The organism is Actinomadura luteofluorescens, from assembly GCF_013409365.1.
Classification (GTDB): domain Bacteria; phylum Actinomycetota; class Actinomycetes; order Streptosporangiales; family Streptosporangiaceae; genus Spirillospora; species Spirillospora luteofluorescens.
In genome coordinates, this window is sequence record NZ_JACCBA010000001.1 from 3,284,967 (window position 1) to 3,302,623 (window position 17,657).

A 17,657-nucleotide genomic window follows, 5' to 3' on the forward strand; every position below is an offset into this window, starting at 1 on the left:
CTCCTCCCGGATCCGGCCGCCGCTCATGCCAGCGCCCCCGTGACCTGCGGGTAGAGCCGCGTGTAGGCCTCGCCCATCGTGGCGTGCGGCAGGCCGAGGTTCGGCCCCGCGTTCCGCTTCAGCTGCACGCCGCGCCGCCGGGCCAGATCGGTGTAGTAGTCCCACATGTGCTGCTGGGCGGGCAGGCACTCCATCGCGGCGCGCTTGCGCTCGAACGTGGACGTGATGTCGAGCAGGACGTCGGGACGGAACTCGCACATCTCCGGCTGGTGCGGTTCGAAGCAGAACACCGGCGGGGCGCCGAGGGGGTCGCCCGGCGCGTCGTACCCGATCGCCTGGGCGAGCACGCGCGCCTGCAGGGCCATGCGGGCGGCGGCCGGGTGGTCGCCGTTGTAGGGGTCCGCGAGCGTGTGGGTCAGGACGACGCTCGGGGCCACGTCGCGGTAGACGCGGACGAGGCGGTCGACCAGCTCGGGGGTCTCCCGCAGGGGGTAGTCCCCGGCGTCGAGGAAGACGACCTCCGCGCCGAGGGCCTTCGCGGCGTTCTCGGCCTCGGCGCGCCGGATCTCCTTGATCTCGTCCAGCCGCCTGCCCTCACGCCAGGCGCGGGCGGACTCGCCGCGCTCGCCGTAACTCAGGCAGACGACGGTGGCTCTCTCGCCCCGTTCGGCGGCCAGCGCGATCGCGCCTCCCGCGCGCCAGACGAAGTCGCCGGCGTGGGCGCTGACGACCAGAAGCGATGCCGGGCTCTCCGGCGGACGTGTGGACATGCTCTACCTCATCTCTGGGGGCTCCTCGCCCGCCGACCCGGGAGGACGTTTCGGGGGTGCGGCGGGGCGCCTCGAGCGGCGGGCCGACTTCAGCATGTGAGGTGGCCGACGGATTGTCAACAATCTGGGTGCACAAAATTGTTCGCCAGAATAGTTGACAGCGCGCCGGGGGCGCGCCAACCATAGGGCCACCCACCTTTACCCAGGTCAACGGAGGGAGTGGGCTATGACCGCAGTCGACATCGGCGCCGCCGACGAGGAGCTGGCGCCCTCTGCGCGCATCGACCCGATCACATTGGAGATCCTCTGGAGCCGGCTGATCGCCATCGCCGACGAGGCCGCGACGACGCTGAAACGAACGGCCTTCTCGCCCATCGTCACGGAGTCCAACGACTTCGCCTGCGTCGTCTTCGACGCCCGCGGCAACGCGATCGCCGAGAACACCATCGGCATCCCGAGTTTCAACATGACGATGGGCGTGACCCTCGCGGAGATGCTCGCCTGGCGCCCCGCCGACCAGTGGCGCCCCGGCGATGTGGCCTGCACGAACAACCCTTGGATCACCTCCGGGCACCTGCCCGACGTGACGGTCGTCGCCCCGGTCTTCAGGGAGGGCCGCCTCCTCGGCTGGACCGGCAGCATCGCCCACATGGCCGACATCAGCGGCGCCCTCTGGTCCGCCGACACCCGCTCGGTCTACGAGGAGGGCATGTTCATCCCGCCGATGCTGCTCATCGAGCAGGGCGAACTCAACGAGACGCTGCTGAGGATCCTGCGGGCGAACCTGCGCATGCCGGTCGAGGTGGTCGGGGACCTGATGGCGCAGGTCACCGCCGGTAGAACCGCCGCCCAGCGCCTGGTCGAGTTCGCCGACGAGACCGGCGTCGAGTCCCTCGACGAGATCTCCGGCGAGATCTGCCGGCTCTCCGAGCAGTCGATGCGCCGGGCCGTGGCCGCGATCCCCGACGGGACCTACCGCGCCGCCCACGACCTCGACGGGACGATGGACGGGGAGGCCGTCCATCTGGAGGTCGCCGTCACCGTCCGGGGCGACGCCATGACGGTCGACTACACCGGCACCTCACCCGAGGTGACGCGAGCGCTCAACGTGGTCAAGCCCTACACCGACGCGTACACCTGCTATCCGCTCAAGTGCGTGCTCGACCCGAACACCCCGCGCGCCGAGGGCTCCTACCGCTGCATCACCGTCTCGGCCCCCGAGGGTTCGATCCTCAACCCGCGCTACCCCGCGCCGGTCAACGCCCGCCAGCTCGTCGGCCACTGCCTGGCCATCACCCTCTACAAGGCGCTGGCGCCCGTCATCCCCGACCGGGTGATCGCCGAATCGGGCAGCGCACCGTCGCTGCGCGCCGTGATCTCGGGCCCGCGCGACGAGTCCGGGAGGCAGTTCACCGCCATCCCGTTCATCAACGGCGGGATGGGGGCCCGCCCGGTCGCCGACGGCCTGTCCACAACGTGCTTCCCCTCCAACATCGAGGCCGGCTCCATGGAGGCCCTGGAAGCCACCGCTCCGCTGCGGATCCGGCGCAAGGAACTCCTCCCCGACTCCGGCGGCGCGGGCAAGTACCGCGGCGGGCTCGGGCAGAACGTCGAGATCGAGTTGCTCGCCCCCGGCGAGTGCACCCTGTCCCTCTTCGTGGAACACGTCCGCAACCGCCCCGAGGGCATCCTCGGCGGCCACCCGGGCGGAGCCTCCCGGGTGACGGTCAACGGCCGCGGCGACGGCTTCCCGCTCAAGGGACGCAGCAGGATCCGTCCGGGAGACCGGATCAACATCGACTATCCGGGCGGCGGCGGCTACGGCGACCCGGCCGAGCGCGACCGCGACTCCGTCCGGGCCGACGTCCACGCCGGACTCGTCTCGGAGAGCGCGGCCCGGGAGGTCTACGGACTGTGAACGAGATCCAGGAACCCAGAATCGCCGGTGTCGACGTCGGCGGTACGTTCACCGACGTCGCCGTCCACGACCCCGTCCGCGGCGTGGTGGAGGTGCACAAGCTCCCCACCACCCCGGACGACCCGACCGACGCCATCATCGACGGCCTGAACGCCCTCGGCGGGGCCCCGCTCGTCGTGCACGGCACGACCCTCGTCACCAACGCGCTGATCGAGCGCCGCGGCGCACCGACCGGACTGATCACCACCACCGGTTGGCGCGACGTCCTGGAGATCGCCAACGAGCTGCGCTACGACACCTTCGACCTGTTCCTGCGCCGCGCCGAGGCGCTGGTGCCCCGGCACCTGAGGCTGACGGTGGACGGGCGGATCGGGGCGGACGGCTCCGAGGTCGAGCCGCTCGACGAGGACGCCGTGCGCGAGGCCGGACGCCGGCTCCTCGACCAGGGCGTGCGGGCGGTCGCCGTCGGGTTCATCAACTCCTACCGCAACGGGGTGCACGAGCGGCGCGCGGCCGAGATCCTGCGGGAGGCGTTCCCCGAGCTCACGGTCTGCGCCTCCGCCGACGTGGCGCCCGAGATCCGGGAGTACGAGCGGTTCTCCACCGCGGCCGCCAACGCCTTCGTGCAGCCGCTGGCCACCCGGTACCTGCGGCGGCTCGCCGACCGGCTCGGCACCCCACCGATGATCATGCTGTCCGACGGCGGCATCACCACGGCCCGCGCCGCCTCGCAGCGGCCGATCGCCCTGGTCGAGTCCGGACCGGCCGCCGGCGCCATGGCCGCCGCCCACATGGCGACGACCTGCGGGTTCGAGGACGTGGTCGCGTTCGACATGGGCGGCACGACCGCGAAGGTCTCCCTGGTCCACGACGGCGCGCCCGCGCGCACCCACCTGATGGAGGTGGCCCGCGCCCACCGCTTCAAGCGGGGCAGCGGGTTCCCCGTCCGGGTCCCGACCGTCGACCTCATCGAGATCGGCGCCGGCGGCGGCAGCATCGCCTGGATCGACGACCTCGGGCTGCTCAAGGTCGGCCCGCGCAGTTCCGGCGCCGTCCCCGGCCCCGCCTGCTACGGCAAGGGCGGCACCGAGCCCACCGTCACCGACGCGGACCTCGAGCTCGGCTACCTCGCACCGGACAGCTTCCTCGGCGGCGCCATGACGCTGGACACCGCCGCCGCGGGACGGGCCCTCGACGCGCTGGCCGCAGGCCTGCGCACCGACAGGCGCGCCACGGCCGCCGGCATCGCCGACGTCGTCAACAACGCCATGGCGACCGCGGCCCGCCTCTACATCTCCGAGCAGGGGCGCGACCCGCGCCGCTACCGGATGGTCGCCTTCGGCGGGGCCGGGCCCGTGCACGCCTACGACGTCGCCCGGCTCCTCCACATCGGGGAGGTCGTCTTCCCGCGCGGGGCCGGCGTCGCGTCCGCGATCGGCATGCTGGTGGCGCCCCGTGCCGTCGAGTGCACGACGTCGCTGGTCGTGCCCCTCGACGACCCGGACTGGGACGCCGTGGACGCCGTCCTGAAGGACCTGGAGGGCCAGGCGCGCGCCCAGCTCGACGAGGCGGACGTCGACCCCGCGGACGTCAGGCTGGAGGCCGCGGCCGACATGCGGTACGTGGGCCAGGGATACGAGCTGACGGTGCCGATCCCGCTTGACGTCGTCCGCGGCCACGACACGGCCGGCCTGGTCGAGGCCTTCGAGACCGAGTACCGCACCCGGTTCGACCGGGTCCTCAAGGACATGCCCGCCCAGGTCATCTCCTGGCGGCTGCGCGCGCTCTCCTCGCCCGTGGTGAAGACCGTGGAACTGGCCACCGGCGCCACCGCGCACTCCACGGACCCCGTCGGCTCCCGCCCCGCGTACTTCGCGGAGATCGGCGACTACACGGACACACCGGTGTACCGCCGGGCGGCCCTCGCCCCGGGCGGCACCGTCAGCGGGCCCGCGCTGATCGAGGAGACCGAGTCGACGGTCGTCGTCGGCCCCTCCGGATCGGTCCGGGTCGACGACATGGGCAATCTCGTCATGACCATCACGAGCGGAGACGGCGAATGACCACCTCTCAGCGCCCCGAGCCGATCTATCCGACCGGCATCCTGCCGGACAAGTACACCGACACCGCGATGTACGAGGCGATCGGCAAGGCGACCGACCGGCGCACCCTCGTCGAGGAGTTCACCCTCCCCATCCGCACGGGGAAGGCGTGGCGCGTCGAGGCGGGCCAGGTCTGCCGGGTGTCGACGCCCGAAGGCCCGCAGGTCGGCGACTTCAACTTCTTCAACGCGGAGAACCCGCGCGAGCGGTTCTGGGCCGCGCGCACCCGCCAGATCCAGGGGACGCACGTCACGACCGGCGACCGCCTGTGGTCCTGCCTGCCCTACCTGCGGCCGATGCTGACGATCACCGGTGACAGCGTCGCCTACGGCGTCGACGAGTACGGCGGCGGCTGCCACGACCTGCTCGGCTCCCGCTGCGACCCGCACATGAAGAAGCTGCTGACCGGCGAGGACGTGGACGACCACTGCCACACGAACCTCGTCTCCGCCGTGGAGCCGTTCGGGCTGGGCGAGATGGACGTGCACGACGTGCTGAACGTCTTCCAGCTGACGGGGCTGGTCGACGGGAAGTACTACACCGCGGCGTCCCCCGCGAAGGCCGGCGACCACATCGAGTTCCTGGCCGAGATCCCCCTGCTGTGCGCGCTGTCGAACTGCCGCGGCGGCGACCTGTCCCAGCCCCGCTGGGGGCCGGGCGCGCAGGACACCACCGAGCACTGCCGACCCCTGCACATCGAGATCTTCGATCTCGACCCGTCCCTGCTGGACGGCTGGACCACGCCCGAGCCGTCCACCTACGCCGGGCCCCAAGGACGCGGCACCACCCGAACGAGGACCTCATGAACGTACTGCGACACTCTCCACGACGTGACCGCGCGCTGCTCCTGGCCGTCTCCGCGGCGGTGGCCCTGACGGCCTGCGGAGTCACCTCCGCCGAGGACGGCAAGGGACCCGACACCGGGGCGGCCCTCAAGATCGACGCGATAGCCGTCGACAAGAAGGCGCAGGCCGAACTGCCGGAGGCGATGAAGAAGTCCGGCACCCTGAAGGTGGCGAGCGAGCTCGACTGGCCGCCGTTCTCCTACAAGGACGACAGCGGGCAGACCACGGGCATCGACGTCCTCATGGTCCAGGCGATCGGCAAGAAGCTCGGCCTGAAGACCAGCATCGCCGACCTGGGCGCCGACACCATCATCCCCAGCGTGCAGAACGGCCGCTACGACGTGGCGGTCAGCCAGCTCGTCACCACACCCGAACGGCTCCGGGCGGTGAACTTCGTCGACTACATCCAGAACACGCTGGGCATCATCCAGCACAAGGACTACTCCCCCCAGGTCACCCCGGGCGACATGTGCGGGAAGACCTTCGTGGGCACCCAGGGGACCGGGCCGCTCGACTTCACCCGGCAGTACTCCGAGAAGGAGTGCGCCGCCAAGGGCAAGCCCAAGATGACGATCCACGTCTTCGACAAGAGCGCGGCCACGATCCTCGCCGTGGGCAACAAGCGCGGCGTCTTCCTCACCAACCGCGCGGTGGGCGAGTACGTGGCGGCCACCTCGGGCAACGGCCTGGTGATGGGCAAGGAGACGATTCCCGGGTCCCGCACCCTCTCGGGGATCGCCTACTCCAAGAAGCAGCCCGAGGTCGGAAAGGCCGTGCAGGCCGCACTGCTGTCCCTGATGAACGACGGCACCTACCAGAAGATCCTCGAAAGGTGGAAGGTCACCGACCAGGCCCTCAAGACGAGCGAGATCCGCAATGAAACAGGGTCCTGACGTCGCGCGGCCGTCCGCCTCCGGGGGCGGGCGGCCGAACCGCCCGCGCGCCCACGAGATCGTCCCGCACCCCGATCCGAGCGAGGCGACACCGGTCGAGGCCGGCCGCGCCCGGGAACCGGGCAACTGGATCGCCTGGCTGCTCGTGGCCTTCGTGGCGGTGTGGCTGACCCACGCCCTGTTCACCAATCCCGGGTTCGAATGGGACGTCGTCGGCCAGTACCTCTTCGCGCCCGAGATCCTCAAGGGCACCGCCGTCACGGCGCAGCTCGTCGCCCTGTCGATGCTCATCGCCATCGCGCTGGGGATCGTCCTCGGCGTGATGCGCCTGTCGAACAACTCGGCGGCCTACCTCGCCTCGAGCGCCTACGTCTGGTTCTTCCGGGGCACGCCCGTCCTGGTCCAGCTGATCTTCTGGTACAACATCGCGACGCTCTACCCGCACTTCAAGCTGGGGATCCCCTTCGGGGGACCGGAGTTCGCCTCCGTCGACAGCAACCGGGTGATGACGTCCTTCACCGCGGCCGTGATCGGGCTGAGCCTCAACGAGGCGGCGTACTACGCCGAGATCGTCCGCGCGGGCATCCTCTCGGTCGACCGGGGGCAGACCGTCGCCGCCAGGGCGCTCGGCTTCACGCCCGTCCAGGTCGTCCGGCGCATCGTGCTCCCGCAGGCGATGCGGGCGATCGTCCCTCCCACCGGCAACCAGATCATCGCCATGCTCAAGTACTCGGCCCTGGCGAGCGTCATCGCGGTGCCCGAACTCCTGCACTCCGCCCAGACCATCTACAACCGCACCTTCGGCACGATCCCCCTGCTCATCGTCGCCTCGATCTGGTACCTCGTCCTCGTCACGGTCCTCTCGATCGGCCAGCGCTACGTGGAGCGGTACTTCTCACGCGGTCACCTCGACGACGGCATCGACCGCTTCGCCGCCCTCAAGCGGCGCATGCCCGTTCTGCGGAAGCTCTAGGAGGAGGGCCGCATGGAGCAACCGATGGTGCGCGCCGACAACGTGCACAAGTCCTACGGCGCCACGCCCGTCCTCAACGGCGTGTCGCTGACGGTCGAGCGCGGCGAGACGGTCTGCGTGATGGGGCCGTCCGGGTCCGGGAAGAGCACCTTCCTGCGCTGCATCCACAACCTGGAGACGATCGACGCCGGGCGCATCCGGGTCGACGGGGAACTCGTCGGCTACCGCGAGGGGAGGGGCGGACGCCTCCAGCACCTCGGCGGCAGGGAGGTCTGCCGCCAGCGGTCCCAGATCGGCATGGTCTTCCAGCACTTCAACCTCTTCCCGCACATGACCGTGCTGGAGAACGTCACCGCCGCCCAGATCCGGGTGAAGGGGGTCAGGCCGGGCGAAGCGGAGGCCACCGGCAGGAAGCTCCTCGCCGACGTGGGGCTCGCCAACAAGGCGGGCAGCTATCCCCGGCAGCTCTCCGGAGGGCAGCAGCAGCGCGTGGCGATCGCGCGCGCCCTCGCGATGGACCCCAAGGTGATGCTGTTCGACGAGCCCACCTCCGCGCTGGACCCCGAGCTCGTCGGCGAGGTCCTCGCGGTGATCCGCGACCTCGCCCGCACCGGCATGACGATGATCGTCGTCACCCACGAGACCGGGTTCGCCCGCGAGGCCGGCGACAGCCTCGTCTTCATGGACGAGGGCCGCGTCGTCGAGGTCGGCCCCCGCCCGCGACGTGATCGCCGACCCCCTGCACGAGAGGACCCGCGGGTTCCTCTCGACGATCCTGTGAAAGGCGGCACGGCATGAAGGACCACGTCGACGTCGCGATCGTCCAGTTCGATCCGCGCCCGCTCGACCCGGCCGGCAACCTGGAGGCCATGGCCGCCGCCGTGCGGGCGGAGGCGGCCGCCCGGCCCACCGACCTCGTCGTCTTCCCAGAGCTGGCCACCACCGGCTACCTCCCGCCGGACTACGGCGACGACTTCCGGCGCCGGCTGGCCGCCGCCGCCGACACCATCCCCGGCCGCACCACCGAGACGCTCGGCCGCGTCGCGGGCGAGACCGGAACCCACGTCATCGTCGGCCTGGCCGAACGCGGGGGCGGCGAGGAGCTGTACAACACGCTCCTCCTCATCGGCCCGGACGGCGAGACCATCGGCGCGCACCGCAAGGTGCACCTGTGGGACCAGGAGCCGAAGTACTTCGCTTCCGGGCACCGGTTCGACGTCCTGGACACCGGCCTCGGCCGGGTCGGTCTGTCCGTCTGCCACGACTCGCGGTTCCCCGAGGCCACGCGCAGGCAGGTCGTGGCGGGCGCCGAGATCCTGGTCTGCGTCTTCGCCTACGCCCCCGACCCGGGCGTCCCCGCGGACATCCTCGCCCACCGCGCGGTGACGCGCGCGTGGGAGAGCACCGCGTACTACGTGCTCGCCAACCGTCTGGGCAGCGAGCACGGCGCGGACTTCGCAGGCCGCAGCGTGGTCACCGGGCCCACCGGCGAGATCCTCACCGGCGCCCACGGTCCGCGGGATCCCGTGGTCCGCGCCCGCCTCCACCACCGGCCCCTGGCCGATGCCCGCCGCACCGTGGACGTCGCCCGCGAGCGGCGGCCCGACATCTACGGCGACCTCTCCCCCACCTCACCGGAAACGTCAGCAATGAGCCAGCAGGAGCGCCCGTGACCGCCTTCACCTCATCGGACCGCGTGCGGGAGGTCCTCCGGCACTCCCTGCGGCCCTCCACCCGCCCGCCGGCGGACGTGATCTCCCTGGCGTCGGGCGAGCCGGACTTCGCGACGCCCGAGCACATCCGCACGGCGCACGCCGCCGCGGTCGAGGCGGGCGCCACCCACTACGCGGCCTGGAACGGCGCCCCCGACCTTCGGGAGGCCCTGGCCCGGCAGGCCGGCGGCCCCGGCCGGCCGGGGCGGGGGGCGGACCAGGTCCTCGTCACCCACGGCGGCAGCGGAGCCCTGGCCGCGGCGATCCTCGCCTGCGTCGACCCCGGCGACCGGGTCGTCATCCCCGTCCCGACCTACTCCCTCTACGCCGACCTGGTGCGGATGGCCGGGGGCGAGCCCGTCCTCGTGCCGCAGCGCGACGACCTGCACCTGGACCTGGACGCGGTGGCCGCGGCCGCTCCCGGCGCCCGGATGGTCGCGATCTGCAACCCGTGCAACCCGACCGGCGTCGTGTACTCGGCGGAGGAGCTGGAGGGCCTGCGGGACATCGCCGAGCGGCACGACCTGCTGGTCCTGGCCGACGAGGCCTACGACCAGATCGTCTACGACCCCCGGCGGTTCACCTCCGTGCTGGACATCCCCGGCCTCGCCGAGCGGGTGCTGTACGTCCAGACGTTCTCCAAGACGTACGCGATGACGGGCTGGCGCATCGGATACCTCGTCGCACCGCCCGACGTGGTCGCCGCGGCCGCGGTGGTGCACACGCGTATGGCCGGTCCGCTCAACACCGCGGTGCAGCACGCGGCGCTGGCGGCTCTCACCGGGCCCCAGGAGACCGTGCGGCAGATGCTGGACGAGTACAGGGAGCGACGCGAGCTGGTGACGCGGCTGCTCGACGGCGTGCCCGGCACCCGGCTGCGGGCCCCCGACGGCACCTTCTACGCGTTCGTCGGGCACGACCCGCGGCTGACGTCGGTGCAGGTGGCCGCCACCGCCCGCGAGCGAGGGGTGGCGGTCCGCCCGGGAAGCGAGTTCGGCGGTGAGGGCTCGGTCCGGCTGTCGTTCGCCACGGACCGGGAGACCCTGACCAAGGGGCTCCTCATCCTGCGCGACATGTTCGAGGACATGGCGACCGTGTAGCCGGCCGGGGTTTCCGCCTCCGACCAGTGGAAACTTCGATCACATGAGCCAGCGAACCCACGAGCACGTCGACGAGCGGACGGCCCGCAAGGTGGCCGAGGAGGCCCGGGAGGCCGAATGGCGGCTGCCGAGCTTCGGCAAGCAGCTGTTCCTCGGCGACCTGCGCCTCGACCTGATCCATCCGCACCCCCGCCCGTCGCCGGAGCAGCGGGCGAAGGGCGAGGGGTTCCTCGCCAAGCTCTCCGCGTTCTGCGCCGCCGAGGTCGACCCGGCGCGGATCGAGCGGGAGGCGCGCATCCCCGACGAGGTCGTGCGGGGCCTGCGCGACCTCGGCGCGCTCGGCATGAAGATCCCCGAGAAGTACGGGGGGCTCGGGCTCAGCCAGCTCTACTACGGCCGCGCGCTGATGGTGGTGGGGTCGGTCAGCCCGGCGCTCGGGGCGCTGCTGTCGGCGCACCAGTCGATCGGCGTCCCGCAGCCGGTCAAGATGTTCGGGACGCCCGAGCAGAAGGACGCCTGGCTGCCGCGCTGCGCCCGGGAGGTCAGCGCGTTCCTGCTCACCGAGCCCGACGTCGGCTCCGACCCGGCGCGGCTGCGCGCCACCGCCGTCCCCGACGGGGACGGTTACGTCCTCAACGGCGTCAAGCTGTGGACGACCAACGGCGTCGTCGCCGACCTCGTCGTGGTGATGGCGCGCGTGCCGAAGTCGGACGGGCACCGCGGCGGCATCTCCGCGTTCATCGTGGACATGGCCACGCCCGGCATCACCGTCGAGAACCGCAACGCGTTCATGGGGCTGCGCGGCATCGAGAACGGCGTCACGCGGTTCCACGACGTGCGGGTCCCGAAGGCGAACCTGATCGGCGCGGAGGGCGCGGGCCTGAAGATCGCGCTGACCACGCTCAACACCGGGCGGCTGTCGCTGCCCGCGATCTGCGCGGCGGGCGGCAAGTGGGCCGCCGGGATCGCGCGGCAGTGGTCGAGGGAGCGGGTGCAGTGGGGGCGGCCGGTCGGCGAGCACGAGGCCGTCGCGACCAAGATCGCGTTCATCGCGGCGACCGCGTACGCGATGGAGGCGATGCTCGACCTGTCCGGGCAGCTCGCCGACGACGAGCGGGGCGACATCCGGATCGAGGCGGCCCTGGCCAAGCTGTGGTCGTCGGAGATGGCGTGCCGCGTCGCCGACGAGCTGGTGCAGCTGCGCGGCGGCCGCGGCTATGAGACGGCCGAGTCGCTGGCGGCGCGCGGCGAGCGGGGCGTGCCCGCCGAGCAGCTGCTCCGCGACCTGCGGATCAACCGGATCTTCGAGGGCTCCAGCGAGATCATGCATCTGCTGATCGCCCGCGAGGCCGTCGACGCGCACCTGTCGGTGGCCGGAGACATCATCGACCCGGACGCGTCCACCGGGCGCAAGGCGCGGGCCGCGGCGAAGGCGGGCGGGTTCTACGCGCGCTGGCTGCCGACGCTCGTCACCGGCGCCGGGCACCGCCCGAACGCCTACGCCGAGTTCGGCCCGCTGGCCCGGCACCTGCGCTACGTCGAGCGGGCGTCCCGCAAGCTGGCCCGGTCGACCTTCTACGCGGCGGGACGCTGGCAGGGAGGCCTGGAGTACCGGCAGGGGTTCCTCGGCCGCATGGTCGACATCGGCGCCGAACTGTTCGCGATGAGCGCGGTCTGCGTCCGCGCCCACGCCGACGCCTCCGCGGAGGGCCCGCTCGGCAGCACGGGCGCGAACGGCACGGGGCCGGCCACGGCGCCCGGCAAGTCCGCCCTGCTGCTCGCCGACGCGTTCTGCCGCCAGGCGCGCGTCCGCGTCGAGGAGCTGTTCGAGGGGCTGTGGCGCAACACCGACGCGATGGACGTCAAGCTCGCGCGGGCCGTCCTCGCCGGCGACTTCGCCTGGGTGGAGGAGGGCGTCCTGGACCCGTCCATCCCGGGGCCGTGGATCGCGCCGTCCGAGCCGGGCCCGAGCGGGCGGGAGGACGTGCACCGGACCATCGGCTGACCCGGCGGGAGATCGGGCACGACATGCCCGGCGGGCCGCCGGCGCGAGAGGGCGTCCCGCCGTCCCGGGGCGTCCGGCTTCGGCGCGGGAGTAGACTGACCCGACCTTCGCGCCAGAGATCGAGCCGTCCCGACGGGGCGGGGGAACGGTCCGGCGAACGAGAAGCCGAACGCCAACGCACCCAGCGAGCGGGAAGTAATGCAGTCATCTGGTCAGAAGAAGTCCATCGCAGGCACCCTCCTCAGCCTCCTCGGCAGCGGCCCGAAGAAGGCCGGACCGGCCGCCGGGCCCGCCCCTGACGGGGACGTCGTCCAGCCCGCCGCCGGAGAGGGCGCGCTGGAGAACCATCTGGGCGGGGACGAGGCCCGCAACTACCGCGAGTACGAGTACCAGACCGTCGCCCCGCACGTCGGCCGCTCCATGCTGGAGGTCGGCTCCGGGCTCGGGCACTTCTCCGAGCAGTTCGCCGGGCGCCTCGACTACCTCGTCGTCAGCGACAACGACCCGTACTGCGTCGGCGAGCTTCGCAAGCGCTACGAGGGCAACGACGACGTCGAGGTCATCGACCTGGCCCTGCCCGCCGACATCACGATCCGGCGCAAGGTCGACACCGTCGTGATGATGAACGTCCTGGAGCACATCAAGGACGACGTCCAGGCGCTGCGCGACCTCGCCGCCGTCACCGAGCCCGGCGGCCGCATCGTCATCTGGGTGCCCGGCTACATGCAGCTCTACGGCGACTTCGACCGCAAGGTCGGGCACGTCACCCGGTACACACCGGCCACGCTGGAGGCGTCGGTCCGGGAGGCCGGGCTCGTCCCCGAGGTGCTCAAGCCGATCAACTTCCTGGGCGGGATCGCCTGGTGGTTCGCGGTCCGCCGCGGCGGCGCCGGCTACCCCGACCCCAAGCTCGTCAAGATCTACGACCGGACGGTGGTGCCGCTCACCCGCACCATCGAACGCTTCGTCAAGCCGCCGTTCGGCCAGACGGTCTTCTGCGTCGCGCGGGTCCCGCGCTAGCGGCGCGTTCCTCGCGCGGACGGGGACGGGTCACCACCGGTGGCCCGTCCCCGTCGCTTTTTTCTTGACGCCGAAACGGTATGTCCCGCCTCGCCGTCCCGGCCCGGGACCGCAAGACTGTGCAGTGGCCGGACGGGGTCCCGGTCCGCCTCTCCGGGCGGAGAAGCACCGCCTGCTTCCGCGGGCCGCGTCCCCGAAAGGCCAGCCACGAAAGTTCCCGTGTGGTCCGACGGTTCGCGGTGGGGAATCCGGGAGGGGAGGTTCCCCGCCGTGAATCAGGCGACCCCGGGCGCGCGGCTCAGGCGCCGACCTTCGGGGTGGCGAACAGGGCCAGCCGGTGCGCGGTCGCGGCGGCCTCGCCGCGGCTCGCCACCTCCAGTTTGCCGAGGATGTTCGACACGTGGACGCTGGCCGTCTTCACCGAGATGAACAGCGCCTCGGCGATGTCGCGGTTGCTGCGGCCCTCGGCGACCAGGCGCAGCACCTCGAACTCGCGGGGCGTCAGCCCGAGCGGCGCGGAGGCGTCGCCGCGGCGGGGCATCCGCGTGCGGCGCAGCAGGTCGGCGACCCGGTCCGCGAGCGGCCGGGCGCCCAGCGCCTCGGTGATCTCGGCCGCCGTGCGCAGGGCCGCCGCGGCGGCCTCGTGGTCGCCGGCCGCGAGCGCGGCCTCCGCCGCGCGGGACAGGGCCCCCGCCCGGTGGTAGGGGTTGGCGAGCGCCTCCCACGCGGCCGCGGCCTCCTCCCAGGCGGCCCGGTCGAGGATGCCGCGCGCCCGGGACAGCTCGGCGGCGAACGTGAGGCAGTGCGCGTGCTGGAGCGGGCCGCTCGTCATCAGGGCGGCGGCGCGCTCCTCCAGGCGGCGCAGGTGGTCCTCGGCGGCGCCGCCGAGCTCGCCGCAGGCCGCCGCGCCGACGATCAGCGCGGGCCACGCGTAGCGGGCGTCGTCCGGCATGCCGGTGTGTTCGAGGACGGGCTCCAGCGCCGCCAGCGCGGCCTCGGGGCGTCCCTCGGCGAAGGCGATGTTCGCCTCCAGCCAGAGGGTGCTGAAGTAGTCCTGCGTCTTCATCCACTTCAGCTTGAGCTTCATGATCTCGCGTGACCTGGCCAGCCGCGCCCTGGCCGTCGCGGTGTCGCCGCGCACGAGCGCCACCCAGCCGGACAGGACGAGCAGCGAGGTGCGGGTCGTGATGGCGGGGTCCTGCTCCATGGCGTGGTTCATCACCGCCAGGGCCTCGTCCCACCGGCCGAGCGAGACCAGCGGCTCGGCCTCGTTGATGGACAGGAACGTTCCCTGCGTGCGGGCCACGCCCCACTGGCGTGCCAGCTCCGCGCCGTGCCCGGCGACGGCGGCGGCCTCCTCGTGCCGTCCGGCCCCCTCCAGGAAGTGCGACCTGATCACGTAGTAGCGCAGCAGCACCCGGTGGTTGCCGCTGCGCTCGGCGGTCTGCCCCACCTCGGTGAGGCGGTCCTCGTCCTCGTAGTCGGTGTGGGCGCAGAACAGGGTGATCAGCGCCTCGGTCTCCGCGACGGGGTCGCCGAGGGCGCGCGCGATGGACAGGGACTCCAGCGCCGCCTCGCGGGCCTCGTCCATGGAGGTGGTGATGCGCACGTAGTTGCCCAGCGTGGACAGGGCCCGGGCGCGCAGGATGGTCGGCGGGTCGGCCGGCAGCGCGTCCACCGCGGCGCGCAGGTCCTCGATGAAGCCGGGGCGCGCCACGTGGTAGAGCATGCGGCCGCGCTGTTCGAGCAGCGCCGCCCAGCGGGCGGTGTCGCGCTCGCCGGCGGCGGCCTCGACCTCCTTCAGCGCGGCGGTGGTCAGCTTGATGCCGCGGTCGAACTCGCCGGCCAGGTCGGCGGCGTTCGCGGCGTCCTCCAGGACCGAGACGTGGTCGGCGCCGATGCGCTCCGCCGCGTCCGGGACCTTGTCCCACAGCTGGAGGACGCGTTCGAGCATCGCCAGGCACTCGGCGTAGGCGACCGCCTTGCGGGCCTCCCTCGCGGCGCGCCAGGACGCGACCAGCGCCCACGTGCTGTCGTGGGCCTGCGTCCAGTGGTAGCTCAGCTCGACCCAGAGCCGCCCGGCCGGGACGAGCCCGGGCTCCTTCTCCAGGGCCTCGGCGTAGCGGGTGTGGAGGCGCGTGAACTCGCCCGGCAGCAGGTCGTCGTGGACGGCCTCGCGGATCAGGGCGTGCCGGAACGCGTAGCCGTCGCCGTCCACGACCAGGACGTTGGCGGCGACGGCGGGCCGCAGGACGCGGGTCAGCGCCGCGTCGTCGAGCCGCGACACCGCCGCCAGCAGCGCGTGCTCGATGCGGGTGCTGCCGCCGCTGGCGTCCCGCAGGACGTCCTGCGTCTCCTCGGGGAGCCGCTGGACGCCCGCCAGCAGCAGGTCGCGCAGCGACTCGGGCAGCTCGCACGCCAGCGTGCCGTCGTCGTCGAGCAGCGCCTCGATGAACAGGGGGTTGCCCTCGCTGCGGGCCTCGATCCGCTCGACGAGGCCGGGCGGCGGGGTCTGGCCGAGCAGCTCGGTGACGAGCGCGGCGACGTCGGCGCGGGCCAGCCGGCCGATCTCCGTCCGGCGGACGCGTTCGAGCCGCTCCAGCCCGGCGAGCAGCTGGCGCAGCGGATGGGTGCGGTGCAGCTCGTCCGACCGGTAGGTCAGGACGACCAGCAGCGGGGCGGCGCCGAGGTTGCGGATGAGGAAGGCCAGCAGGTCGCGGGTGGAACGGTCCGCCCAGTGGGCGTCCTCGATGACGAGCACGACCGGGCCGCGCTCGGCGAGCCGCTCCAGCAGCGTCAGCACGACCTCGAACAGCCGGGCGCGCTCCTCGCCGGAGGCGGCGTCGCTCTCCGGCTCCCCGAACTCGGGCAGCAGCCGCGCGAGGGCGCCGGTGTCGCCGCGCGGGACGAGCCCCGCGACGCCCTCGATGCCGATGTCGCGGACGAGCCCGCGCAGGACGGTGGTGAACGGCGCGAAGGGCAGGCCGTCGGAACCGAGCTCCAGGCAGCCGCCGACCAGCGTCCTGGCGTCGGCGTCCCGGCCGAACTCCCTGATCAGGCGGGTCTTGCCGAGCCCGGCGTCGCCGCCGAGCAGCACGGCGCCCGGTGCGGCGGCGAGAGCGGCCCGCAACTGCCGCAGCTCGGCCGACCTGCCGATCAGGACGGGACTCATCGCGCGCGCGTTCACGTCACAAGCATGCCAAAGGGATCGGACATTCCCACCCGAGTATCACTTCGTGAGACGCCAACCCTGGCCCCGGTGCTCGTCCAGCTCCGGGGCCGCCCCCTGGGCGAGCGGCGGGTGGACGGCCGTCCGGACCGGGCCCTCCTCCTGGACCCTGCGCGACCTGAAGTGATCGAGTTCGAGCATCTCGGCGCGGGTCAGCAGGGGCGCCACCGGGGCACCCGCCCGCGTGAGGCGCTCGACGGCCTCCTCGCGGGTGAGCCCGGCGACGGCGGCGGCGACCGCGCCGTCCAGCTCGCCGATCCGCTGGAGCCGCTCGGCGAACGGGACGGCGGCGTGCTCGCCGATGCCGAGCGCGTGGCACGTCGCCGCCCAGAGCCTCTCCTCGGACACGACGCCGATAGTGATCTTCTGGCCGTCCTTGGTGGGGTAGACGCCGTAACCGGGCACCGGCCCCACGCCCGACCGCCGGGTCGCCGCCGGGACGGTGCCGACCCAGTGCGCCAGGACGTCGGCCATGCCGAGGTCGATGCGGTCGCCGACCCCCGTCTCGTGGGCCTTGAGGCAGGCGGCGGTGATCGCGAAGGCGGCCATCGTCGCGGCCGCCATGTCCGCCAGGGGAAGCTCGTCGGCCTCCGGCGACACGGCGCCCGGCGGGAGCGCGGCCGCGTGGGCGCGGTAGTTGACGTCGTGCCCGGGAACGTCCTTCAGCGGGCCCGCCGCCCCGTACCCGGACAGGGAGCAGTAGACGAGCCGCGGGTTGAGCGCCCTGAGGGTCTGGTGGCCCACGCCCAGCCGTTCGGCGACGCCCGGCCTGAACCCCTCGACGAAGACCTCGGCGTCCCCGGCCAGTTCGGTGAGCGCCGCGAGCCCGTCCGCGGTCTTGAGGTCGAGCGCGATGCCACGCTTGTGCCGGTTGAGGACGTCGAAATGGTCGCGGAACATCCGCATCGGCTCCCCGCCGGGCGGCTCCACCTTGATCACGTCGGCGCCGAGCTGGGCGAGCAGCTGCGTCGCGTACGGCCCGGGCCGCCACATCGTCAGATCGAGGACGCGCAGTCCGTCCAGCGGCGCCATGGTGCTCCTCGCGTGTCGGGGACCATCACCGTGCCGCTGCGCCGCGTCCGGAGTCAAG

At 72.6% G+C, this 17,657-nt stretch carries 12 protein-coding genes and 1 pseudogene; 10 read left to right on the top strand and 3 right to left on the bottom strand.

The window, feature by feature from the left end:
* Window positions 1-23: 23 nt before the first annotated feature.
* A complete protein-coding gene (locus tag BJY14_RS15135) occupies window positions 24-770 on the bottom strand; it encodes a PIG-L deacetylase family protein (RefSeq protein WP_179844193.1) in 747 nt (248 codons plus the stop codon).
* A 226-nt stretch (window positions 771-996) separates the two neighbouring features.
* On the opposite strand from BJY14_RS15135, the gene BJY14_RS15140 reads away from it, so the two are divergent.
* The 10 genes and pseudogenes from BJY14_RS15140 (at window position 997) to BJY14_RS15185 (ending at window position 13,338) form a co-directional block, all read left to right on the top strand.
* Window positions 997-2,688 carry a hydantoinase B/oxoprolinase family protein gene (locus BJY14_RS15140; RefSeq protein ID WP_179844194.1) on the top strand — a complete coding sequence of 564 codons (1,692 nt, stop codon included), beginning with the start codon at window positions 997-999 and terminating at the stop codon, window positions 2,686-2,688.
* Window positions 2,685-4,751 carry a hydantoinase/oxoprolinase family protein gene (locus tag BJY14_RS47215; RefSeq protein ID WP_218905386.1) on the top strand — a complete coding sequence of 689 codons (2,067 nt, stop codon included), beginning with the start codon at window positions 2,685-2,687 and terminating at the stop codon, window positions 4,749-4,751. The genes BJY14_RS15140 and BJY14_RS47215 overlap by 4 nt, the downstream gene beginning before the upstream one ends.
* On the top strand, window positions 4,748-5,596 hold the full coding sequence (locus BJY14_RS15150; RefSeq protein WP_179844195.1) for an urea carboxylase-associated family protein: 849 nt from the start codon (window positions 4,748-4,750) through the stop codon (window positions 5,594-5,596). Before BJY14_RS47215 ends, BJY14_RS15150 begins: the two co-directional genes overlap by 4 nt.
* Complete coding sequence (locus BJY14_RS15155) at window positions 5,593-6,528, top strand: transporter substrate-binding domain-containing protein (protein WP_179844196.1); 936 nt, start codon at window positions 5,593-5,595, stop codon at window positions 6,526-6,528. The genes BJY14_RS15150 and BJY14_RS15155 overlap by 4 nt, the downstream gene beginning before the upstream one ends.
* Window positions 6,512-7,501 (top strand): amino acid ABC transporter permease, encoded by a 990-nt coding sequence (locus BJY14_RS15160; RefSeq protein WP_179844197.1) that lies wholly within the window; start codon window positions 6,512-6,514, stop codon window positions 7,499-7,501. Before BJY14_RS15155 ends, BJY14_RS15160 begins: the two co-directional genes overlap by 17 nt.
* A 24-nt stretch (window positions 7,502-7,525) precedes the next feature.
* Window positions 7,526-8,282: pseudogene (locus tag BJY14_RS15165) on the top strand (amino acid ABC transporter ATP-binding protein).
* Between the two features lie 13 nt (window positions 8,283-8,295).
* The gene (locus BJY14_RS15170) at window positions 8,296-9,174 is read left to right on the top strand and encodes a carbon-nitrogen hydrolase family protein (protein WP_179844198.1); all 879 of its coding nucleotides are present in this window, start codon (window positions 8,296-8,298) and stop codon (window positions 9,172-9,174) included.
* Window positions 9,171-10,313, top strand: a complete 1,143-nt coding sequence (locus tag BJY14_RS15175) for a pyridoxal phosphate-dependent aminotransferase (RefSeq protein ID WP_179844199.1) — start codon at window positions 9,171-9,173, stop codon at window positions 10,311-10,313. The genes BJY14_RS15170 and BJY14_RS15175 overlap by 4 nt, the downstream gene beginning before the upstream one ends.
* Before the next feature lie 43 nt (window positions 10,314-10,356).
* The gene (locus tag BJY14_RS15180; RefSeq protein ID WP_179844200.1) at window positions 10,357-12,318 is read left to right on the top strand and encodes an acyl-CoA dehydrogenase family protein; all 1,962 of its coding nucleotides are present in this window, start codon (window positions 10,357-10,359) and stop codon (window positions 12,316-12,318) included.
* A 198-nt stretch (window positions 12,319-12,516) separates the two neighbouring features.
* Window positions 12,517-13,338, top strand: coding sequence for a class I SAM-dependent methyltransferase (locus BJY14_RS15185; protein WP_179844201.1), 822 nt, complete (start codon window positions 12,517-12,519; stop codon window positions 13,336-13,338).
* Window positions 13,339-13,636: 298 nt separating this feature from the next.
* On the opposite strand, the gene BJY14_RS46515 is transcribed toward BJY14_RS15185, so the two are convergent.
* Together BJY14_RS46515 and BJY14_RS15195 are read right to left on the bottom strand one after the other, a co-directional pair.
* Window positions 13,637-16,525, bottom strand: coding sequence for a helix-turn-helix transcriptional regulator (locus tag BJY14_RS46515; RefSeq protein ID WP_312879244.1), 2,889 nt, complete (start codon window positions 16,523-16,525; stop codon window positions 13,637-13,639).
* 42 nt (window positions 16,526-16,567) lie between these two features.
* Entirely contained in the window at window positions 16,568-17,599 is a 1,032-nt protein-coding gene (locus BJY14_RS15195; protein WP_179844202.1) for a CaiB/BaiF CoA transferase family protein, read from the bottom strand.
* Window positions 17,600-17,657: the final 58 nt, after the last annotated feature.